General features: G+C 43.1%; 16 protein-coding genes. 6 read left to right on the top strand and 10 right to left on the bottom strand.

Translation table 11 applies throughout. The features are described from left to right. Nucleotides 1-11 precede the first annotated feature (11 nt). On the bottom strand, nt 12-1,472 hold the full coding sequence (locus C7H79_RS01065; RefSeq protein ID WP_106705442.1) for a M17 family metallopeptidase: 1,461 nt from the start codon (nt 1,470-1,472) through the stop codon (nt 12-14). 168 nt (nt 1,473-1,640) lie between these two features. Between C7H79_RS01065 and C7H79_RS01060 the strand changes: the two genes are divergently transcribed. Next, nucleotides 1,641-2,435, top strand: a complete 795-nt coding sequence (locus tag C7H79_RS01060) for a thymidylate synthase (RefSeq protein WP_106705441.1) — start codon at nt 1,641-1,643, stop codon at nt 2,433-2,435. Between the two features lie 5 nt (nt 2,436-2,440). Continuing rightward, nucleotides 2,441-2,941, top strand: a complete 501-nt coding sequence (locus tag C7H79_RS01055) for a dihydrofolate reductase (RefSeq protein ID WP_374057986.1) — start codon at nt 2,441-2,443, stop codon at nt 2,939-2,941. A 136-nt stretch (nt 2,942-3,077) separates the two neighbouring features. Here the strand turns inward: C7H79_RS01055 and C7H79_RS01050 are convergent, their stop codons facing one another. The 4 genes from C7H79_RS01050 to apbC form a co-directional block, all read right to left on the bottom strand. Beyond that, nucleotides 3,078-4,253, bottom strand: coding sequence for a type III PLP-dependent enzyme (locus tag C7H79_RS01050; protein WP_106705439.1), 1,176 nt, complete (start codon nt 4,251-4,253; stop codon nt 3,078-3,080). A gap of 306 nt (nt 4,254-4,559) precedes the next feature. Continuing rightward, nucleotides 4,560-5,735 carry a TIGR03790 family protein gene (locus C7H79_RS01045; protein WP_242447073.1) on the bottom strand — a complete coding sequence of 392 codons (1,176 nt, stop codon included), beginning with the start codon at nt 5,733-5,735 and terminating at the stop codon, nt 4,560-4,562. Nucleotides 5,736-5,851: 116 nt separating this feature from the next. Beyond that, a complete protein-coding gene (gene dcd, locus C7H79_RS01040) occupies nt 5,852-6,418 on the bottom strand; it encodes a dCTP deaminase (protein ID WP_106705438.1) in 567 nt (188 codons plus the stop codon). Nucleotides 6,419-6,431: 13 nt separating this feature from the next. Beyond that, nucleotides 6,432-7,520: an iron-sulfur cluster carrier protein ApbC gene (apbC, locus tag C7H79_RS01035; protein ID WP_106705437.1), complete on the bottom strand. Its 1,089-nt coding sequence runs from the start codon at nt 7,518-7,520 to the stop codon at nt 6,432-6,434. Between the two features lie 125 nt (nt 7,521-7,645). Between apbC and metG the strand changes: the two genes are divergently transcribed. From metG to C7H79_RS01020, 3 genes are read left to right on the top strand one after another with little or no spacing between them, the layout of a single operon-like run. Continuing rightward, on the top strand, nt 7,646-9,751 hold the full coding sequence (gene metG / locus C7H79_RS01030; protein WP_106705436.1) for a methionine--tRNA ligase: 2,106 nt from the start codon (nt 7,646-7,648) through the stop codon (nt 9,749-9,751). A 10-nt stretch (nt 9,752-9,761) separates the two neighbouring features. Beyond that, the gene (locus C7H79_RS01025; RefSeq protein ID WP_106705435.1) at nt 9,762-10,127 is read left to right on the top strand and encodes a DUF4440 domain-containing protein; all 366 of its coding nucleotides are present in this window, start codon (nt 9,762-9,764) and stop codon (nt 10,125-10,127) included. Nucleotides 10,128-10,151: 24 nt separating this feature from the next. Next, nucleotides 10,152-10,901 carry a YggS family pyridoxal phosphate-dependent enzyme gene (locus tag C7H79_RS01020; RefSeq protein WP_106705434.1) on the top strand — a complete coding sequence of 250 codons (750 nt, stop codon included), beginning with the start codon at nt 10,152-10,154 and terminating at the stop codon, nt 10,899-10,901. A gap of 306 nt (nt 10,902-11,207) precedes the next feature. Here C7H79_RS01020 and C7H79_RS01015 read toward each other — a convergent pair whose 3' ends face one another. The 4 genes from C7H79_RS01015 to C7H79_RS01000 form a co-directional block, all read right to left on the bottom strand. Continuing rightward, nucleotides 11,208-12,188: a BPSS1780 family membrane protein gene (locus tag C7H79_RS01015; RefSeq protein WP_106705433.1), complete on the bottom strand. Its 981-nt coding sequence runs from the start codon at nt 12,186-12,188 to the stop codon at nt 11,208-11,210. A gap of 44 nt (nt 12,189-12,232) precedes the next feature. Next, the gene (locus C7H79_RS01010; protein ID WP_106705432.1) at nt 12,233-13,183 is read right to left on the bottom strand and encodes a homoserine kinase; all 951 of its coding nucleotides are present in this window, start codon (nt 13,181-13,183) and stop codon (nt 12,233-12,235) included. An 80-nt stretch (nt 13,184-13,263) separates the two neighbouring features. Continuing rightward, nucleotides 13,264-13,659, bottom strand: coding sequence for a DUF2782 domain-containing protein (locus C7H79_RS01005; RefSeq protein ID WP_106705431.1), 396 nt, complete (start codon nt 13,657-13,659; stop codon nt 13,264-13,266). A 56-nt stretch (nt 13,660-13,715) separates the two neighbouring features. Next, nucleotides 13,716-14,441: an LOG family protein gene (locus C7H79_RS01000; protein ID WP_106705430.1), complete on the bottom strand. Its 726-nt coding sequence runs from the start codon at nt 14,439-14,441 to the stop codon at nt 13,716-13,718. A gap of 15 nt (nt 14,442-14,456) precedes the next feature. Here C7H79_RS01000 and polA point away from each other — a divergent pair, with 15 nt between their 5' ends. Beyond that, entirely contained in the window at nt 14,457-17,207 is a 2,751-nt protein-coding gene (gene polA, locus C7H79_RS00995; RefSeq protein ID WP_106705429.1) for a DNA polymerase I, read from the top strand. A gap of 40 nt (nt 17,208-17,247) precedes the next feature. On the opposite strand, the gene C7H79_RS00990 is transcribed toward polA, so the two are convergent. Beyond that, nucleotides 17,248-19,773 carry an Rne/Rng family ribonuclease gene (locus tag C7H79_RS00990; RefSeq protein ID WP_106705428.1) on the bottom strand — a complete coding sequence of 842 codons (2,526 nt, stop codon included), beginning with the start codon at nt 19,771-19,773 and terminating at the stop codon, nt 17,248-17,250. Nucleotides 19,774-19,817 lie beyond the last annotated feature (44 nt).

Genomic DNA, 19,817 nt, shown 5'->3' with positions numbered 1-19,817 from the left:
GAAATTCTTTATTATTCAATATTTCTTAGAAATTCAATAGCCCAACTGACTCCAAAACCTGTTATTTCGCTGTTAATGGCACCCAAGCCATCTTTGTGACTACTTGCGGATAAATCCATGTGCAACCAAGGGGTGTTGTTTATGAATCTCTTCAAGAAGCACGCAGCAAGAATATGATCGAATTCTCCATCTAATTCGCATTGTTTGATATCGGCGATATCACTTTCAAGACTTTCTTCATAATCTGCATCCATAGGAAAAGCACAAACACGCTCTCCACTTCTCGATCCTGCAAGGATAGCTTTCTGGCATAAATTAGCCTGATTACTGAAAACTCCACTATACCGAGATCCCAAAGCTGTTTTCATGCTGCCTGTTAAAGTAGCAAAATCGATGATTAGATCAGGCTTTTGTTTAGTCGCTAAAGTTAAGGTGTCTGCCAGAACCATCCGACCTTCAGCATCAGTGTGCACGATTTCAATCGACAATCCGTTTAATGCTGAAATAATGTCATTTTGCTTATAGGCACGAGGACTGATATGGTTTTGTGCAATGGCAAGCCAACAGTCAATGATCACGGGTATCTCTGCACGGGTGGCAGCGAGCAAAATGCCTAATGCAACTGCGGAGCCATTCATATCTTCGTGCATACCTTGCATATATCGGGCCGGCTTTATATTGTAACCACCGGTATCGAAGCAAATACCTTTACCTACAATAGCGATATTCTTATTTTGTGTACTAGGCTTGCAATTATGTTGTAAATGCACAATGGCAGCATCTTCTGTATCGCTTCCCTGCGCCACTGCCACAAAAGCACCTGCTCCCATTTCTTTTAATTTATTAAAATCAAATTCTTGGTACTTCCATCCTTCATTCTCAGCCAGCTTCTTGATTTGTTGCCGATAAGTCAGAGGTGTTAATTCATTTGCAGGTAACGCAGTTAGGCCGCGTGCTAATAAATTGCCTTCTGCTAATGCGCGTTGCATGAAAAAATTATCGGCATCTTTATATCCATAAAGAAATATCTTAGCGAGAGGTTTCCGAAGCGGTTTCTTCTTGCGTACTGGCAATACAGCACCATTAACCCAAACTGTGTAAACAACCTGTTCGGCAAAATTTCTTTTTTGCTGTAACGTGCCATAAACGGCAATATGTATTTCATCTGGATTTTCTGAAAGCAACAATTTTATCGCTTTGCGCAGGCAGGTTTGCTGTTCGAAAACTGATTTCTCAGTATCAAGCATAACCCAAGCACATAATTCACCATTTGGGAGATTAGCGCTCACGGGTGTCACATCAAGGTCTGCTAATTCCATATTGCGCCGCAACAGTAATTTGCTCAGAGATTCTTCACCGGGAATACTATATTTCTTGGGTAACTTGTCTAGCTTGGGAAGCACTACGAGAACGTGAGGTGTTGTGATTGATTGATCAATTGGTGATATATTCTGGAAAAGGGATGCCAGCATTGAAAGCTTTCCTGTCAAATTTTATTTTTTGTGTAACGATATCGTAAGTCATCGCAAAAGGAATGATTGCAGATAATACTGCTATTATATACGTGTTATGTGTGCTGTGGCGGGATAGCCCGTTACAGATGGAACTAATAATGCCCGTTAGGGGAGTTTTAAATAAAAATGCGTCAATATCTCGAGTTAATGCAACATGTTATTGATCATGGTCATAAAAAATCAGATCGAACGGGTATTGGTACACTGTCGATTTTTGGTTATCAAATGCGTTTTAATCTAAATGATGGTTTTCCATTGGTGACAACCAAGAAATGTCATTTGAAGTCAATTGCTTATGAATTGTTATGGTTTATTCAGGGCGATACAAATTTACGTTATCTGCATCAGCATGGTGTTTCAATTTGGGATGAATGGGCTGATGCAAATGGTAATTTGGGACCTATTTACGGTCATCAATGGCGTTCCTGGGAACGTGGAGACGGGCAACAAATTGATCAGCTTCAACAAGTAATCGAACAGATAAACAACACACCTGATTCACGACGCATGCTAGTTTCATCATGGAATGTTGGTGAATTGAACAAAATGCGGTTGCCTCCATGCCATGTTCTATTTCAATTTTATGTAGCAGATAATAGGCTTTCGTGTCAGCTCTATCAGCGAAGTGCTGATGTTTTTCTGGGAGTGCCATTCAATATTGCTTCATATGCATTATTAACAATGATGATTGCGCAAGTTTGTAATCTCGAATTAGGTGAATTTGTACATACGTTAGGCGATGCACATCTTTATTTGAATCACCTGGAACAAGCTCGTGAGCAGTTATCGCGTGAACCTAGATCGTTGCCCGTTATGAAGTTAAATCCGGGGATACGAAATATTTCAGATTTTGAATATAAGGATTTTGTCTTGGAGAGCTATGACCCTCATCCTGCAATAAAAGCGCCTGTGGCAGTTTGATTCTAATGCGTTTGTCTATCCTGGTTGCAATGGCTAAGAATCGGGTTATTGGTAAGAATAATCAGTTGCCCTGGCATTTGCCAGCCGATCTTAAGCATTTTAAGTTCCTAACGATGGGACATACCATTGTAATGGGAAGAAAAACCTATGAGTCGATTGGTAGACCGCTACCCGGACGGGAGAATATCATCATTACTCGGCAAGCAGGATATGGAGTGCCGGGAGCGATGGTGGCGAATTCTCTTCAAGATGCTTTATTGATATGCGAACAAGGCAAAACAACCAATAGCGAAAGCTTTATTATCGGTGGTGAGGAGCTATACCGGCAAACACTTGATATTTGCCAAAGAATGTATATTACTGAAATACAAAGTGATTTTGAAGGTGATGTGTTATTTCCAGAATTTGATCGTAGTAATTGGGACGAAATACAGCGAGATAAACATACCCCTGAAAATGATGCTCATATCGAGTATCATTTTGTCATTCTTGATCGGAAGGAATAACTACAACAACTTGCAGAATTCATCGTTGATTTTATAAAAATAAAACGCATAAATATAATTGGTGAAGTGGACATTAAATGCCATTTCACCAATTATTAAGAAGATTGTTGTGTGTGCAAATAATTGCGGCGATTGCCTATATTACTTTCACATCGGGCAGGGGAAATCCATTGAAATTACTTGCGTATGCGGTGGTGTAAGCACCGGCATTAGGGATATAAATAAAATCACCTTCCTGTATATCGTTTGGCAGCATTAAATCATGCATCAAAATATCTACGGAATCACAAGTCGGGCCTGCGATTGACCATGGAATACGATTCCCTTCCCGGTCTGTTAGAATTTCATAGCGCAAGCCTTCAGTCATTTCTATGACACCGCCAAACATACCTGCATCCCAGTACATCCATCGTTTTCCATTGCGCGTTGCAGTGCCAACTACGCGACATATAAAATAAGCTGAATCAGATACCAGGTAACGGCCAGGTTCCGCCATAACCCGAATGCTTTCTGGTAAATCAGCAATGGCCTCGTTGATGACTTCAGCGATGATCTCGATTGAAGGAATTGGTTTGACATGTCGAACTGGATAGCCTCCGCCAACATTGAGTAATCGAGGGTTTAAGCCGACACGTTGCATTTCAGCAAAGACTTTTTTTGCACGCTCGATACCAACGCGCCAATTTTGCGGGTTTCGGCATTGAGAGCCAACATGAAAGGTAACACCGGCCAAATCCGCTTTGAGTTTTACAGCCTGATGAATGATTTCATGAATATCGGCCAGGTGTGTGCCAAATTTTCCAGCTAACGGCCAATCACTACCAATATTGGGCGTATCAATACGTAAATACATTTTGGCATCTGGCTTAATGCCAACTATTTTTTGTAACTCCTCAACGCTGTCGAGTACATACCATTCGACTCCTTTGGCAGCCGCATATTCTATGTAAGCCCGAGATTTCATCGGATTACTATAAAATATTTCAGCAGCCGGTACGCCTAACTTGAGAAGCACGTCAAGCTCGGCAATAGAGGCGATCTCAAACCCAACACCTTCCTCAATTAGAGTTTTGAGTACACGTTCATCAGGATTTGCTTTGACGGCATAATGTGGATGAACTCGGGGCATTGCAGCCATGAAGCGTCGGGACTTAAGTCGAATTAAGTCACTGTCTACCAGTAAAAAAGGTCGTTGATAGCCTTTCTTTAAAGCATCTTGTACGTGTTCAAAATTTAGACTAACTTCAGGATGGGTATCGAATAGGACTTCAGATTGATCGTGTTTCTGAAGTGAGGACGAGAGTTTAGGCATGCGGGCGCTCCTTTAAAAAACGCTATGTTTCAGGAATATGAACATTGACTAAATCAGCTAGAGCAATAAAGTTCTTAATACTTCTCATGATGACCTCCTCGTCGGTAAGTTTGCTGCGTGAATAAAATCCACGCATTATAGTCTGCATTTCAAGCAAATCAAGTATTTTTTTCATATTAAAATGTTTTTTAAACGTAAAGAATTAACTATTGTAAACAATGTCTTGTGGTAGATAAAATTGCTACCGAATTAGACGGTTGTATTGTAAAAAAGTTTAGATAACTTTTTGGGTTTTCTGATGATTTATCAATGCCAATGTATATTTAAATAACCATCTGTTTTACCATTGAATTTGAATTTAAATTGATTCTCTCCGCGGCGAATGATTTTTTGTCGCGTAAATAGGCGAAAAGGTCCAGCAGCAGAAAATGATTGTTCAATTCTCAATCGCCCGGTGCGTGATGAAAGAAATTTCAGCACAAATTGCCCCGGACTCACTTCCTTCAAATGTGGAGCAAAAGGTTTAGCTAATGGCTCGCCGATGAATACGCCTTGGCCCGGCCAAGCAACGCTTTTCCAATAAGCTTCAAGAGCAGAAGCACCTAATGCGTACTGAAGCATGGCAATCATGGGGGATGGAAATTTTTGTGAAAAGCTGCAAGGTTCAACAACGGTTCCGTAGCTTGCTGTGGCTCCAGCCTCCAGCCAACGTAAACTGCTCATTTGTAGCGTATCAGTCAGCATGCCGCCCGCCGAAGTTAAGTGATCCGCTAAAGCGCCTGGAAGAAAGTGCAGTGTTTCCAGCATAGGCACTGCTTTCAAACCGGTAAAATAAAAAAGCACATTGTTACGATCAGAAATGTAATCGGTCATAAGTATTTGCACAGGGAAAATGCCGGTTAATTCTTTTACCGTTTGAGTAAAGCCAGCTGCACGACTGTTGCGAGCTTTATCTGAGGTATTCATTAAATAGGCTTGACCTTTGGGAAAGCTATAATCGGAGTGTATGCCACGGTCAATCAATGCCTTGATGTGCTCGAAAGATGTGCCGGCCAGCATCATCGCAGGGCGCAGCTTGTAGTCATCATATGGATCCAGGCTGGATGAGTTGAAATAGGGACTGGGAGCAGTCGTTTCACAGGGTTTGGCACAATATTTCTTGTCGAAACCAAAAGCCAGAGCGGATGTGATCGACATGCAACCAACCCGGTACGGGGTAGTCCAGGCAACGGCAAATGCTTGCACGTGCTTAGGAGTAAGTTGGTCTATGGTTGCTTTTAATTGTCTAAATTCTTTAGGAGTCAGAACACTACGCTCAGATGAGAATCGTAGTTTAATGATGTTTGTTTCGGGTATTTGACGAGCTTGTTGATAGTAATTGCCAATTTGCCGAGACAACGGATCGTTTTCATTGATAATTACAGCGATATCATTAGGTTCCAATCCTGTCCGTGGCAAAGAGATACGATTTTGTGCTTCCACTGGAAAAACTGAGAAAAGAAAAACGAGTATCAATATGACAAAAAACTGTCGGATCAACGTTAAACCTTTTCGCGTCAAAATCAAAGCAATATCACGCTAGTTAATATGATATGAATTTAGATTTTCGGCAGCGTCACACCATGCTGTCCTTGATATTTACCGCCTCGATCCTTGTATGAAGTTTCGCAAATTTCATCCGATTCAAAGAATATTACTTGCGCGACACCTTCATTGGCGTAGATTTTAGCCGGGAGTGGGGTTGTATTGGAAAATTCCAATGTGACATAGCCTTCCCACTCCGGTTCAAAGGGAGTTACATTGACAATAATGCCGCAGCGAGCATAGGTTGATTTACCCAGGCAAATGGTTAGTATATTGCGCGGAATACGGAAATATTCGACGGTGCGTGCCAGTGCAAATGAATTCGGTGGAATGATGCATACATCGTTTCTGACATCGACAAATGAATTGGAATCAAAATTCTTCGGATCAACAATCGTCGAATTGATATTGGTAAATAGTTTAAATTCATCCGAACAGCGAATATCGTAACCATAGCTTGATGTGCCGTAGGAAACAATACGTTGATTGTCTTTTTGGCGGATCTGATCGGGTTCGAATGGCTCAATCATGCCGTACTCGAACGCCATACGACGTATCCATTTGTCTGATTTAATCGTCATGATTCATCAGTTCCTAGTCATTTTCCATGATGATTTTGGTAAACAATTCTGAGTGATCTTCGGCGCATTCGGCAACCTTAACGGCAACGCGTCGTGCAATCAATCGATAGATTTCGGCTATTTTTCCATCCGGCTCAGCAACGACGCTGGGCTTTCCTGTATCAGTGTGCTCGCGGATTTTGATATCGAGCGGCAAAGCACCGAGAAATTCGGCATTGTAATCCTGACACATTCTTTCACCTCCGCCTGTACCAAATATTGGCTCGGTGTGACCGCATTGCGAGCAGGTATGCATGCTCATGTTTTCGACGATACCCAAAATCGGAATTCCTACTTTCTCAAACATTTTTAGACCCTTACGAGCATCAAGCAGAGCGATATCCTGCGGCGTAGTGACAATGACGGCGCCTGTTACGGGAATTTTTTGCGCCAGCGTCAATTGAATATCGCCAGTACCCGGCGGCAAATCAACAATTAAATAATCCAGTTCTTTCCAGTTGGTATCGTTCAATAATTGCTGCAAAGCTTGCGTAACCATTGGGCCGCGCCAAACCATCGGGGTCTCGACGTCAATCAACAATCCAATCGACATCGCCTGAATACCATGTGCCTGCATGGGCTCCATAGTTTTGCCGTCAAACGATTCCGGATGACCGGTTATGCCTAACATTTGTGGTTGAGACGGTCCATAAATATCTGCATCCAGAATGCCCACGGAAGCACCTTCTGCTGACAATGCCAGAGCCAGGTTGACTGCTGTTGCCGATTTTCCAACACCACCTTTGCCGGATGCGACTGCAATGATATTTTTAATACCGGGAATTAGTTTTACACCTCGTTGCACGCTATGTGGAATAATTTTGCTGTTGACGGTTACCTGGATATTGCCAGTTCCAGATATTGATCGCAAAGCTTCAGCGATCTGGCTTTGTACATTAATTTTAACGCTGTTGGCGGGATAGCCCAATTCGATATCAATCGCGATATTATTTTGGTCAACCTGAATAGAGCGTACTGTTTTTGCGGAGATGTAATCCTTACCTGTGGTTGGATCAATGATCTGCGTGAGAACTGCTTGTATTTGTTGTTCAGAAATAGTCACTACAAAACTCCTTATTACTGCCGATCAGCGGCTAACAATTTAATAAAGGAATGGTAACAAATATCGGGATTGCACACACAGTTTGTTACAATTGCTACTTATTTAATCTGAGCTGTGAATAGAGAATGAACAAGCGAAAAATTCTGGTTACTTCCGCACTCCCTTATGCCAACGGCAGTATCCATTTAGGTCATTTAGTGGAATATATTCAAACCGATATCTGGGTGCGATTTCAGAAAATGCGCGGACATACGGTTTACTATATATGCGCCGATGATACGCATGGTACGCCAATAATGCTGCGCGCAGAAAAAGAAGGTATTACACCAGAAGATTTGATTGCGCGCGTGCATTCAGAACATCTGGAAGATTTTACCGGTTTTCATATTCAATTTGACAACTATTACAGTACTCATTCAGAAGAAACTCGGTATTTTTCAGAATATATATTTGGTCAGTTAAAGAGTGCTGGATTGATTACAGTGCGCGGAATTGAACAGCTTTATGATCCAGTTAAAAATATGTTCCTGCCAGATCGATATGTCAAAGGAGAATGCCCGAAATGTGGTGCTAAGGATCAATACGGTGATTCGTGCGAAATCTGCGGTGCAGCATATGCACCGACAGAACTGAAAAATCCGTATTCCGCTGTATCCGGCGCAAAGCCAGTCAGCAAGTCATCCGAACATTATTTCTTTAGCTTATCCGACTCGCGGTGTGTTGATTTTTTGCGTCGCTGGGCTTGTGAGGGTGATCATTTACAACCGGAAGCTGCCAACAAAATGCGTGAATGGATCGGCGATGTGGGAGAGAACAAGCTTTCTGATTGGGATATATCGCGCGATGCACCCTATTTCGGATTTCAAATCCCCGGTGCTCCCGGCAAATATTTTTATGTCTGGCTTGACGCACCGATTGGTTACATGGGTAGCTTCAAGAATTTATGCGAACGAGAAAAGATTCAGTTCGATGAATTCTGGCAGCCGGAATCTGACGCGGAACTGTATCACTTCATCGGCAAAGATATTTTGTATTTCCATGCGCTATTTTGGCCTGCGATGCTGGAAAATGCAGGATACCGCACACCGACCAAAATTTTCGCGCATGGTTTCCTGACTGTAAACGGCGAAAAAATGAGCAAGTCGCGTGGAACGTTCATCACTGCGGAAAGCTATTTGAAGCAAGGCCTGAATCCCGAATGGTTGCGTTATTACTACGCAGCCAAACTCAACAGCACATTGGAAGACATCGACTTGAATCTGGAGGATTTTGTAGTGCGCGTGAATTCCGATCTGATCGGCAAGTTTATCAACATTGCCAGCCGCTGTGCGGGTTTCATCAGTAAACGGTTTGATGGCAGATTGGTCGATGGCGAGCAATTCCAGGTTCTGCAATTATTGGTGAATGAACGTTTTGTCACCTGGAGGCCAGATGTTATTGAGCAGGCATTCGAAGCGCGTGAATTTTCTGCTGCCATTCGTCAAATCATGAAATTTGCTGACGAAGCTAACGAAACGATTCACGAATTAGCGCCGTGGGAAATCGCCAAGAATCCGGACCGAACTGATGAATTGCAACGCACTTGCAGCCTTGGTATTCAATTGTTTTACCTGTTATCGCGTTATTTAAAACCGATTCTTCCGGAGACCGTACAACTTATTGAGGCTTTTCTCAATTGTGCGCCATTGACTTGGCCGCAATTAGGAGAGAATCAAATGATATCCGATTTATTGCTGCCTGCAGGACATAAAATCAACGTTTACCAGCATTTGATGACACGCATTGACATCAAGCAAATCGATGCGCTAACTGCTGCCAACACGCAGAGTCGAGCACCTTCAGCGCAAGATTCTCCCATAAAGCATGCAGAGAAGCAGCAACATGCAATTGTGCCAATTGCCGAGACTGTTTCCATTGACGACTTCAGTAAAATTGATTTACGTATCGCTAAAATTGTCAGCGCGGAGCATGTGTCCGGCGCGGAAAAGTTATTGAAACTAACACTCGACATCGGCAACGAGCAACGCATGGTTTTTGCCGGCATTAAATCGGCCTACGAGCCAGAGCAACTCAAAGGACGTCTGACCGTAATGGTCGCCAATCTTGCACCTCGGCAAATGAAATTCGGTTTATCGGAAGGAATGGTGCTGGCTGCAGGTGGTGGTAATGCGGGAGAATTGTTCATTTTGTCACCCGATGCCGGTGCGCAACCTGGCATGAGAGTTAAGTAAGTTATGCTGTATGGACACTATTGCTGAACAGATTCTACAATTGGAACTTAAGTTGCTGCAAAGTGATCTGAAGGCGCATCCTGAATTGATAGATGAATTGTTGGCTGAAAATTTTGAAGAAATAGATAGCGATGGAGAAATTCGCACCAGAGGTGACGTGATTGGCTGGTTATTACATAAAGATTTGCACATTCAATGGGTTTTCAAGGAATTTCGTGTTAAAGCATTAACCGGAAATTTGGTGCTGGCAATTTATTCGTTGCACAAACCGGATCAACTGAGTGCTCATTACAAAGGATCCATCAGAACCTCAATTTGGCAGTGCCAGAGAAATCAATGGAAAATGGTTTTTCACCAGGCATCTAGAAAAAGTTAACTTCTTGCACAACAGGAGCAACCCGTGGAACTCAACGCAGAGCAGCAATTTATCGACATCCAGAACAATCTTGCAACCGTTAAGCAACGCATCATCGATGCTTGCAAAATAGCAGGACGTGATCCCGCTAGCGTGCGACTGCTGCCGGTTACCAAAACCGTACCCGCAGAAAGACTGCGCATCGCATACGCCGCGGGTTGTCACGAAATGGGCGAAAATAAAATTCAGGAAGCGCGCGAAAAATCCGAAGTGCTGAGCGATTTAAACATCAAATGGGCAGTTATCGGCCACTTGCAAACTAATAAAGCAAAGTATCTTGCCCGCTTCGCCAATGAATTCCACGCACTCGATAGTCTTAAAGTTGCCGAAGAACTTGATAAACGTCTGCAAAATGAAGGGCGTGCGATTGATGTTTACGTGCAAGTCAACAGTTCCGGCGAGGCCAGCAAGTTCGGGCTCGCCCCCGAGGACGTGCGCGACTTCGTTCAACAGCTGCCTAATTATTCATCATTGCGCATTAAGGGACTGATGACATTGGCTATTTTTTCGTCGGATCATGAGAGAGTACGTGAATGTTTCGTCAAGATGCGTGAAATCCAAGCCATGTTGCGCCAGGAAGCACCGGCCGGTTTGTCATTTGATGAGCTATCGATGGGTATGTCTGGAGATTATGAATTGGCGGTTGCAGAAGGCGCGACTGTGGTACGGGTTGGGCAAGCGATATTTGGTAAGCGACCCCTGCCGGATAGTCATTATTGGCCTGGAATGGGGTGATGAATACATGAAAACTGACATGTACACATCCAAGACAGGTGCCATTTTTGATTTGTCATTCGCTACCAGTGATTCCGGGGTAGCTTCTATCTTCATTTCAAACTGATTGACTTCGGTATTTACTTCCTCATGTGGCTATCAGGGTCGGTCGCTGATTCAGTCAGTGTGACTATCAATCAACGCTCACCGTTCAGAGCCCTTGATTGTAGTACCCATCGACAATTGTCTCTTTGGATTGCGACAGCTTGCGGCCAATGATCAAATAGCTGGATTTGTCGCATGAGGACTAAAACTATTGATTTATGATCAGGATTTATCCATAGATTGGTGCAGTTGACGATGTTCTTCACTACAAAAAAACTGATCTTTATCTTCGATTGCTTCTTTTCTCGATATAAGCAGATTGCAGTGTGCACACTGAACGAGTTCGTCGGATTTGGAGCTCTCCATTAATTTGTTTTCCGATGCAAGGGGATCTTGCTTTTTCTCAGCTGAGGCTGTCGATGATTCTTCAGTGGCAGAAGTCCAGTTGGCTTGCTGATAATCATGTTCGGATTCTTTATTTTTGAATCGAAGTGGTTCGCGCAGGAAAATGTCTTTATAGCTTACGTAAATAGAAGTGAAAATTGTCGGGATTAAAATCACGAGTCCCACACCGTAAGGCATTATGCTGAGGATGGTGAGAATGATGAGTGTTATGCCATATATTTGAAAAGGGATGAAGTTTCTTAAACATGCAAAAAAGCTTTTTTGCATTGCAACAATCGGTGGAAGATTATGAAAAATTACCAGTAGCGGAGAAAACCAGGAAGCCATCATTAGTGGAATGGAAAGCGCTAATGTAAGCAGTGATGCTGTAAGAAGATTACTCATCACTCCCATGAGTTCACTTTCATCGACTCGTTTTCCATAAAGCAGCATATCCGTCATCTGAGAACCGCCAATCAGGAAGACCAAACCAAGAATCAGAATTTGCCCGACCAGATAAATACCGCCGATAGTGATTAATGGCGCCGGATTTGTTTTGAAAGCGACAAATAAATGTGATAATTCCAGGACTTTTCCCTGCTCCATATCTTTGCATCCCAGCATGATGCCGGCTAAAAAGACTGGTGAAATCAAAGTAAAAATAAATTTTCCCAGTATTGGCACCAATGACATGGTTATAGCGAACATCATCAAGGTAAAGCACACAAATACCCAAGCCAGCGGTGCTCTGCGAAACAAGTAGAAGCCGCTTAAGATCCATTGCAACCCCTGTTTTGCATTAACTTGATGAATTTCCATTGATGTTTCTCCTGTTGAATTCGATAATTGATTTTAATGATGATCTACAGCCAGAGTTGCCGCAATTTTATCGGATCTGAGGCATGATCTTTCAGTATCTCTCTGAAATGTACAGGATCTTTGGCATGTGTCAATTCTCCAGGACGCGGTACGTAATAGTCGTACAACCTGGAAATCCAGAAACGCAATGCACCCGCGCGTAGCATAACCGGCCAGACATCGTGTTCAATCTCAGAGAGGGGGCGGATATCATGATAAGCCGTAAGTAGCGAACGTGTACAGGTTTCATCGAGAGCTTTTTTTTCAGTCATACACCAGTCATTTACAGTAATTGCCAAGTCATATAAAAAAGTGTCATTGCAAGCAAAATAGAAATCAATAACACCACCTATGGTATGACCGGTAAATAGAATATTGTCACGAAATAAGTCAGCATGAATAATCCCACTGGGTAATGCCATCTTTTGTTGCGTTAATTGAAAATCCAGTTCAGTCTTGAGTAAGTGTTTGTCTGCATCGGATAAAAAGGGCGTGATTTCAGGTGCTCTAGCTTGCCACCATGTTAATCCGCGCGGATTTTCCATTTTTCCGGAAAACGAACCTCCCGCTAAATGCATTCTGGCCAAAACTTTACCGACTTCCGCACACTGTATGGTAGTCGGGTATAGTACTGATTGTCCGGGTAAACATGTAACAATTGTCGCCGGTTTGCCGTTCAGTTTGCCTAATAATTTCTGGTCCAAACGAGGAATTGGAGCGGGGCAAGGTATCCCAAGTTGCGACAAATGTGCCATCAAATTCAGATAATACGGCAGTTCATGGTTGGTAAGTTTCTCAAACAGTGTTAATACAAATTTGCCTTGCGTGGTGATGACTAGATAATTGGTATTTTCTATACCCGATGTAATGCCTTGCAAATGGACGAGTTTCCCAAGCTCATAATCTTGTAACCAAACCGTAAGCTGGTTATCGGTAACGGGTGTAAAAACAGACATGAGTTAGCAGAAAATTAGTGCAAAAGAGTAAAAATATGTAGCAATCATTGAGTTATAGATACTTGCATGCTTATTTATAATCAGAATCTCAATATTTGCCACATTGGCGGATTAACATCAATACCGGCTTCACCCGGGTGATCATGGTAGCCTCTGATAGGATTCTTTTTCAAGTAGTAAGGAGGGCCGATACGCGGGATTACTTTGATCATCAGAAGCTCGCCGTTAACACGATGCTCTTCAATAATATCTTCGCCGCGTTTTATGATGGTAACTTCGGTTTCCAGTTCAGGATCCACTGGAATATCAGGTAGTGGTGGAGAATCAGTTTCAGGAGGCAACTCGGGAACCTCAGGTAAAGGTATAAGGTTATCAGGGTGATTAGGTTTTTTCGGGTGCTGAGGATGTTCAGATTCTGCCATGACAGGCAATATTGAGCATAGCGAAACAATCATAAAAAGTCGATACAGGTGCATTGGTGATTCCCGGCGGATCAGGATTTTTGTATTCTACCTAAAATCGCTGATAAGGGTTATAAATTGAGTTGTATTTCACGTTCAGCAGCAGTTGGTTCAAATCCACTGGTTTCATAATACTGGAAAATTGCACTGACAACTTGTCCAGGTTCATCGATAACTTGTATCAGATTCATATCATCAGTTGAAATAAAGCCTTCAGCGATCAACGTTTGCCGGAACCAATCGAGCAAGCCATGCCAGAATTCTGAATATACAAGGATAATCGGCATTTTTCTGGTTTTGCCTGTCTGCACTAAAGTTAAGGCTTCCATTAGTTCATCTAGTGTTCCGAAACCGCCAGGGAGAACAACATAAGCGGTGGCAAATTTAACAAACATATATTTGCGAGCAAAAAAATGCCGAAAAGTCTGGCTGATATCCTGAAATGCGTTGCGATGTTGTTCATGGGGCAATTGGATATTTAAACCGATACTGGGCGATTTTCCATAATAAGCTCCTTTATTTGCCGCTTCCATAATACCCGGACCACCGCCGGAAATTACGGCAAAACCTGCATCAGAAAGTTGTTTGGCAATTTGCTCGGCTAATTTATAGTGTGGGCTGTTGGGATCGGTGCGAGCACTGCCAAAAATACTGACGGCGGGTTGAATGGTATCAAGTCGCTCCGTTCCTTCTACAAATTCTGCCATAATTCCAAACAGGCGCCATGACTCTTTGGCTGACCAGGGTTTATCCAAAATCAATGATACGTTCGGATTAGGTTTGTCTTGTAAGTTCATAGGAAAATCTTATAAATGAAAACAGTGTTGCTAGTTGATGGTTCGTCGTATTTATACCGCGCGTTTCATGCATTACCCGATTTGCGCAATCGTAATAATGAACCAACGGGTGCTATTCATGGCGTACTCAATATGCTGCGGCGTTTGCATAAGGATTATGTAGCGGATTATAGCGCGTGTGTGTTTGATGCAAAAGGTAAAACTTTCCGAGATAAGCTTTATCCCGAATATAAAGCGCATAGACCTTCTATGCCACTTGATCTGGCAGCTCAGATTGAGCCTCTGCATGCCTGTATTCGTGCCATGGGCTGGCCAATGTTGATTATTGACGGAGTGGAGGCGGATGATGTTATCGGCACCTTGGCGAGACAGGCAGTGGAAGCTGATATGCGTTGCATTATCTCAACAGGTGATAAGGATATTGCGCAATTGGTGAATCCTCACATTTCATTGGTCAATACCATGAGTAATGAGGTGTTGGATGAAGCGAATGTACTAGTCAAGTTTGGTGTGCCGCCAGAACGCATGTTAGATTACCTGATGCTGGTAGGCGATACGTCAGACAATGTTCCGGGTGTGCACAAAGTGGGTCCCAAAACCGCTGTCAAATGGCTAACACAATATGGATCACTAGATAACATTATTGAGCATGCTGATGAAATCAAAGGAGCAATAGGCGATAATTTACGTAGAGCGCTGGATTGGTTTGATACCGCGCGCCAACTAATCACAATCAAATGTGATGTGGATCTTCCGGTCAGAATCACAGATCTTGCGTTTAAACCTCAGGATACTGAACAACTGGCCCGGCTCTTTGAGCACCTGGATATGAAGGCATCGCTGCGCGAATTACGTCAGCAGATGGTTATTTCAAATCCAAATCAATCTGCATCATGCATTTCGAGTGAAAGTCAGCCGTTAGCGGGTGATAATGAAAATGATAAAACCGTGCATTGTCAGTCAGGAACTTATCAGACGATTTTTACTGATGCGGAATTGGATGACTGGATAACCCGATTGGATGCGGCGCGGCTGGTATCAGTTGATAGTGAAACAACGAGCCTGAATCCAATGGAGGCAAAACTGGTGGGTATTTCATTTTGCATTGAAAGTCACTATGCGGCTTATCTTCCGCTGATGCATAATTATCCCGGGGTACCGCAACAGCTTTCGCTTGATGCAGCATTAAACAAGCTAAAGCCGTGGCTGGAAAATGAAGCAAAACGCAAATTGGGGCAAAATCTGAAATATGATAAGCATGTATTTGCCAATCATGGTATTCAGTTGAATGGCATTGCACATGATACGTTGCTGCAGTCCTATGTGTTGGAGTCGCATCGTTCGCATAATATGGATAGTCTGGCACTGCGACATCTCGATGTTAAAACTATCAGTTATGACGAGGTCACCGGAAAAGGCGTCAATCGTATTGGATTTGATGAAGTGGCGATTGATACCGCTACGCAGTATGCTGCAGAAGATGCGGATATCACATTTCGTCTGCATCAGACGCTATATCCCAGTATTCAGAGTAATGAGCAATTGAAATACATCTATTGTGAGATAGAAATGCCAATTTTAGATGTATTGTTTGAAATAGAGCGAAATGGTGTTTTGTTGGATTACAAGTTGTTACAAAAGCAGAGTCACGAACTGGGTGAGAAATTACATGCGCTGGAGCAACAGGCGTATATCATCTCCGGGCAGCCATTCAATTTGAATTCACCTAAGCAGATACAGGAAATTCTGTTCAATCAGCTTAAATTGCCTATTGTCAAAAAAACACCTACTGGTGTTCCTTCCACCGATGAAGATGTGTTGCAACAGCTTGCATTGGATTATCCATTACCGAAACTATTGCTCGATTATCGCAGCCTGGCCAAGTTGAAGTCGACTTACACTGACAAATTGCCAATGAAGATGGATCGCGTTACCGGACGAGTGCATACCAACTATTCCCAAGCCGTCGCTGTGACCGGCCGCCTGGCTAGTTCGGACCCTAATTTGCAAAATATTCCAGTGCGTACCATCGAAGGCCGCAGAATCCGTGAAGCGTTTATAGCCCCGAAAGGTTATCGTATTATTTCGGCGGACTATTCGCAAATAGAATTACGCATCATGGCGCATCTGTCCCAAGATGTGGGTTTGCTAAAAGCATTTGCAGCCGGAGAAGATATACATAGCGCAACAGCTTCAGAAATTCTGGGAATCCCGCTGAGTCAAGTTGACAAAGAACAGCGTCGCTATGCCAAGGTGATTAATTTTGGCTTGATCTATGGCATGTCAGAATTTGGCTTGGCATCGCAACTAGGCATTGAACGTAGTGCTGCGCGTGCTTATATGGAACGTTATTTTGCTCGGTATCCGAAAGTGGAAAACTATATGCAGCAAACTCGAGAGAAAGCGAAACGTTTGGGGTATGTAGAAACTGTACTGGGGCGACGGTTATGGTTGCCCGAGATTAATAATGCAAATGGAAATCGCCGGCAAGGTGCAGAGCGAGCTGCCATTAATGCACCCATGCAGGGTACTGCCGCCGATATTATCAAGCTGGCAATGATCGCGGTACGCAACTGGCTACATAAGGAACAATTGCGCAGTAAATTGATTATGCAAGTACATGACGAATTGGTTCTGGAAGTTCCAGACGATGAGGTTGCATTAATGAAATCCAGCTTGCCGGAATATATGAGCAATGTTTTGCAGCTTGATGTGCCGTTAGTGATTGAGATCGGAATTGGTGATAACTGGGAACAGGCACATTAGAAAACTATACCTGCACTCGCAGGATGTGCAGGTCAGGTATTTATTCGCGTGTTTCAATTTGCCTTAACGGCTCGGTTGGGGCGTCGGCATTTTGTTTGGTTTTTCTTCTTGGCCGTTTATGCATAACGATTTCTTCAGCTATTATTTCAACTTTTTCAGGTGGGGTTTCTATCATGACAAGGCCACTTTTTGTGAAATCTGGCAATTCTTTACTCACATTGAGCTCGGATTGTTGATGTGCAACACATGGTTCATCCGCGTGGTTATTATTGCTGATCGTCTCATGATCGTCTGCAGGCGTTTTTACAGCTGTTTTTCTCACAGATTGTTTTTTGGGAGGCTCAGTAGCCGGGAGTTCAATAATCGGGACTGATGTTTCGACATTTGACGCAAAATTCGTTGGATTATCCTCAATAGCCGATGCATTATCCAGTGAATTCCGATCTTCAACCAAAGTTTTAGCGCGTGAAGATTGATCGCGTTGCTTATTTCCGCGATGTCGGCGCATACGTTTGCGATCTCCAGTTTTTATATCAGTGCTGTCATGATCGACTTTTTCCATAGCAAGTGCACTGTGTGTCAATAATTTTTCTTCAAGATCCAGATCAGATTGTTGAGATAGTTTGTTTTTGTCGCTCTTTAGTTCTGTGGAAAATTCAGGTGGATAGGTTTGATTCTCTGGAATAGGGTGCTCTGCTGGTGTTGCAGCGTTACTAGAATCTAACAATTCACTTGATTTAGGCTGTTTGTGCACAGAAGTATCTTTGTTACGCTCATTACGATTTCTTCCGCGCCGTCCCCTCGATCGAGTGCGGTCCTGTGACAGCTTGGTTTTATCAATGTCAATCTGTTGCTTTTTTTCAAGATCGGTTCTGGTTTCTTCATTTTTTACAGGTTTAAACCAGCTGAAAAACTTGTCCAGCAGAGATGTGTCGCGTGATTTGTCTTCGCGCACTGGAGCGGGTAATGAAGGTGTTATGCCTTGAACCGCGGCTTGCGGACGGATTGGTTTACTTTTTTGTTCAGAAAATACTAGATTCTTATCTTCGGTATTTTTCTCCACCAACTTATAACTGGCTACTGCATCATTTGACTTGATGTCTTCGTGACGTAAGCGATTAATACTATAGTCAGGTGTTTCGATATGAATATTCGGAATCAGGACAATATTAATCCTTTGGCGTATTTCGATATCATATATTTCTGCGCGTTTTTCGTTTAGCAAGAAGGTAGCTACATTAACCGGCAACTGAACATGCAGTGCATGAGTGTTTTCTTTCATCGCTTCTTCCTGGATGATTCTTAGCACATGCAGCGCTGAAGAATCGGTTCCACGAACAAATCCAGTGCCTTGGCATCGTGTGCAGGGAATGTAATTACTTTCGCCTAACGAAGGCCGTAAACGTTGACGAGATAATTCCAGTAATCCAAAGCGCGAAATTTTTCCAACCTGAATACGTGCACGATCTTGGCGCAATGCTTCATGCAATCGAACCTCGACTTCACGCTGATTACGCTGTACATCCATGTCGATAAAATCGATAACAATTAATCCACCCAGATCTCTTAATCGTAGCTGACGAGCAATTTCATCGGCTGCTTCGAGATTGGTGTTGAGTGCAGTATGCTCAATATCCAATCCACGGATTGCGCGAGCAGAGTTAACATCAACTGAAACTAATGCTTCGGTATGATCGATAACAATCGCGCCTCCTGAAGGGAGGGAAACCTGCCTGGAATACGCAGTTTCTATCTGATGTTCAATTTGGAAGCGTGAGAATAATGGTACATCATCGTGATAAAACTTAAGACGATCCACATTTCCGGGCATGACATGCGCCATAAATTGACTGGCCTGTTCATAGATGTCACGGCTGTCAATCAGAATTTCACCAATCTCTTGGCTAAAATAATCACGAATTGCGCGGATTACTAGGCTGCTTTCTTGATATATCAGAAAAACACCATCTTGATTATTGGCGGCTTCTTCAATTGCATACCAAAGTTGTGTCAGGTAATTCAAATCCCATTGCAACTCTTCTCCACTACGGCCGATTCCGGCAGTTCTGGCAATAATGCTCATGCCTGCAGGAATTTCAAGTTTTGCAATGATATCGCGTAAGTCATTGCGCTCCTCGCCAGAGATGCGACGTGACACGCCTCCGCTATTAGGATTATTCGGTATTAAAACCAAATACCGGCCAGCCAGTGAGATATAAGTAGTTAATGCAGCGCCTTTCGTTCCACGCTCATCTTTGTCGACTTGTACAATCAGTTCTTGCCCTTCTTGTAGAAGATCATGTACTCGCGCATTAGGAGTGCTGCTTTCAGCAAAACACGAGGGAGCAATTTCTTTAAAGGGCAGAAAACCGTGCCGTTCACAACCATAGTCAACAAACGCGGCCTCCAGACTGGGCTCTATGCGTGTGATAACAGCTTTATAGATATTGCTTTTGCGTTGTTCTTTACTTACTGATTCTATATCGAGGTCAACCAGTGTCTGACCGTTTACAATTGCAACTCGCAACTCTTCAGGTTGTGTTGCATTAAATAACATTCGTTTCATTTACAAGCCTTACGTGTTTTAATTGTCCACAAACTATCTGCAAT

This window comes from Nitrosomonas supralitoralis (assembly GCF_003011925.2).
GTDB classification, from domain to species: Bacteria; Pseudomonadota; Gammaproteobacteria; order Burkholderiales; family Nitrosomonadaceae; genus Nitrosomonas; species Nitrosomonas supralitoralis.
Note: the sequence above shows the minus strand (reverse complement) of the source record. Positions and strands in the feature narration are given on the sequence as shown.

What these genes read in the sequence shown, in the direction of transcription:
- C7H79_RS01065 (WP_106705442.1), bottom strand. Translation starts at nt 1,472, where the DNA reads ATGCTGGCATCCCTTTTCCAGAATATATCACCAATTGATCAATCAATC.
- C7H79_RS01060 (WP_106705441.1), top strand. Translation starts at nt 1,641, where the DNA reads ATGCGTCAATATCTCGAGTTAATGCAACATGTTATTGATCATGGTCAT.
- C7H79_RS01055 (WP_374057986.1), top strand. Translation starts at nt 2,441, where the DNA reads ATGCGTTTGTCTATCCTGGTTGCAATGGCTAAGAATCGGGTTATTGGT.
- C7H79_RS01050 (WP_106705439.1), bottom strand. Translation starts at nt 4,253, where the DNA reads ATGCCTAAACTCTCGTCCTCACTTCAGAAACACGATCAATCTGAAGTC.
- dcd (WP_106705438.1), bottom strand. Translation starts at nt 6,418, where the DNA reads ATGACGATTAAATCAGACAAATGGATACGTCGTATGGCGTTCGAGTAC.
- metG (WP_106705436.1), top strand. Translation starts at nt 7,646, where the DNA reads ATGAACAAGCGAAAAATTCTGGTTACTTCCGCACTCCCTTATGCCAAC.
- C7H79_RS01025 (WP_106705435.1), top strand. Translation starts at nt 9,762, where the DNA reads ATGGACACTATTGCTGAACAGATTCTACAATTGGAACTTAAGTTGCTG.
- C7H79_RS01015 (WP_106705433.1), bottom strand. Translation starts at nt 12,188, where the DNA reads ATGGAAATTCATCAAGTTAATGCAAAACAGGGGTTGCAATGGATCTTA.
- C7H79_RS01010 (WP_106705432.1), bottom strand. Translation starts at nt 13,183, where the DNA reads ATGTCTGTTTTTACACCCGTTACCGATAACCAGCTTACGGTTTGGTTA.
- C7H79_RS01005 (WP_106705431.1), bottom strand. Translation starts at nt 13,659, where the DNA reads ATGCACCTGTATCGACTTTTTATGATTGTTTCGCTATGCTCAATATTG.
- C7H79_RS01000 (WP_106705430.1), bottom strand. Translation starts at nt 14,441, where the DNA reads ATGAACTTACAAGACAAACCTAATCCGAACGTATCATTGATTTTGGAT.
- polA (WP_106705429.1), top strand. Translation starts at nt 14,457, where the DNA reads ATGAAAACAGTGTTGCTAGTTGATGGTTCGTCGTATTTATACCGCGCG.
- C7H79_RS00990 (WP_106705428.1), bottom strand. Translation starts at nt 19,773, where the DNA reads ATGAAACGAATGTTATTTAATGCAACACAACCTGAAGAGTTGCGAGTT.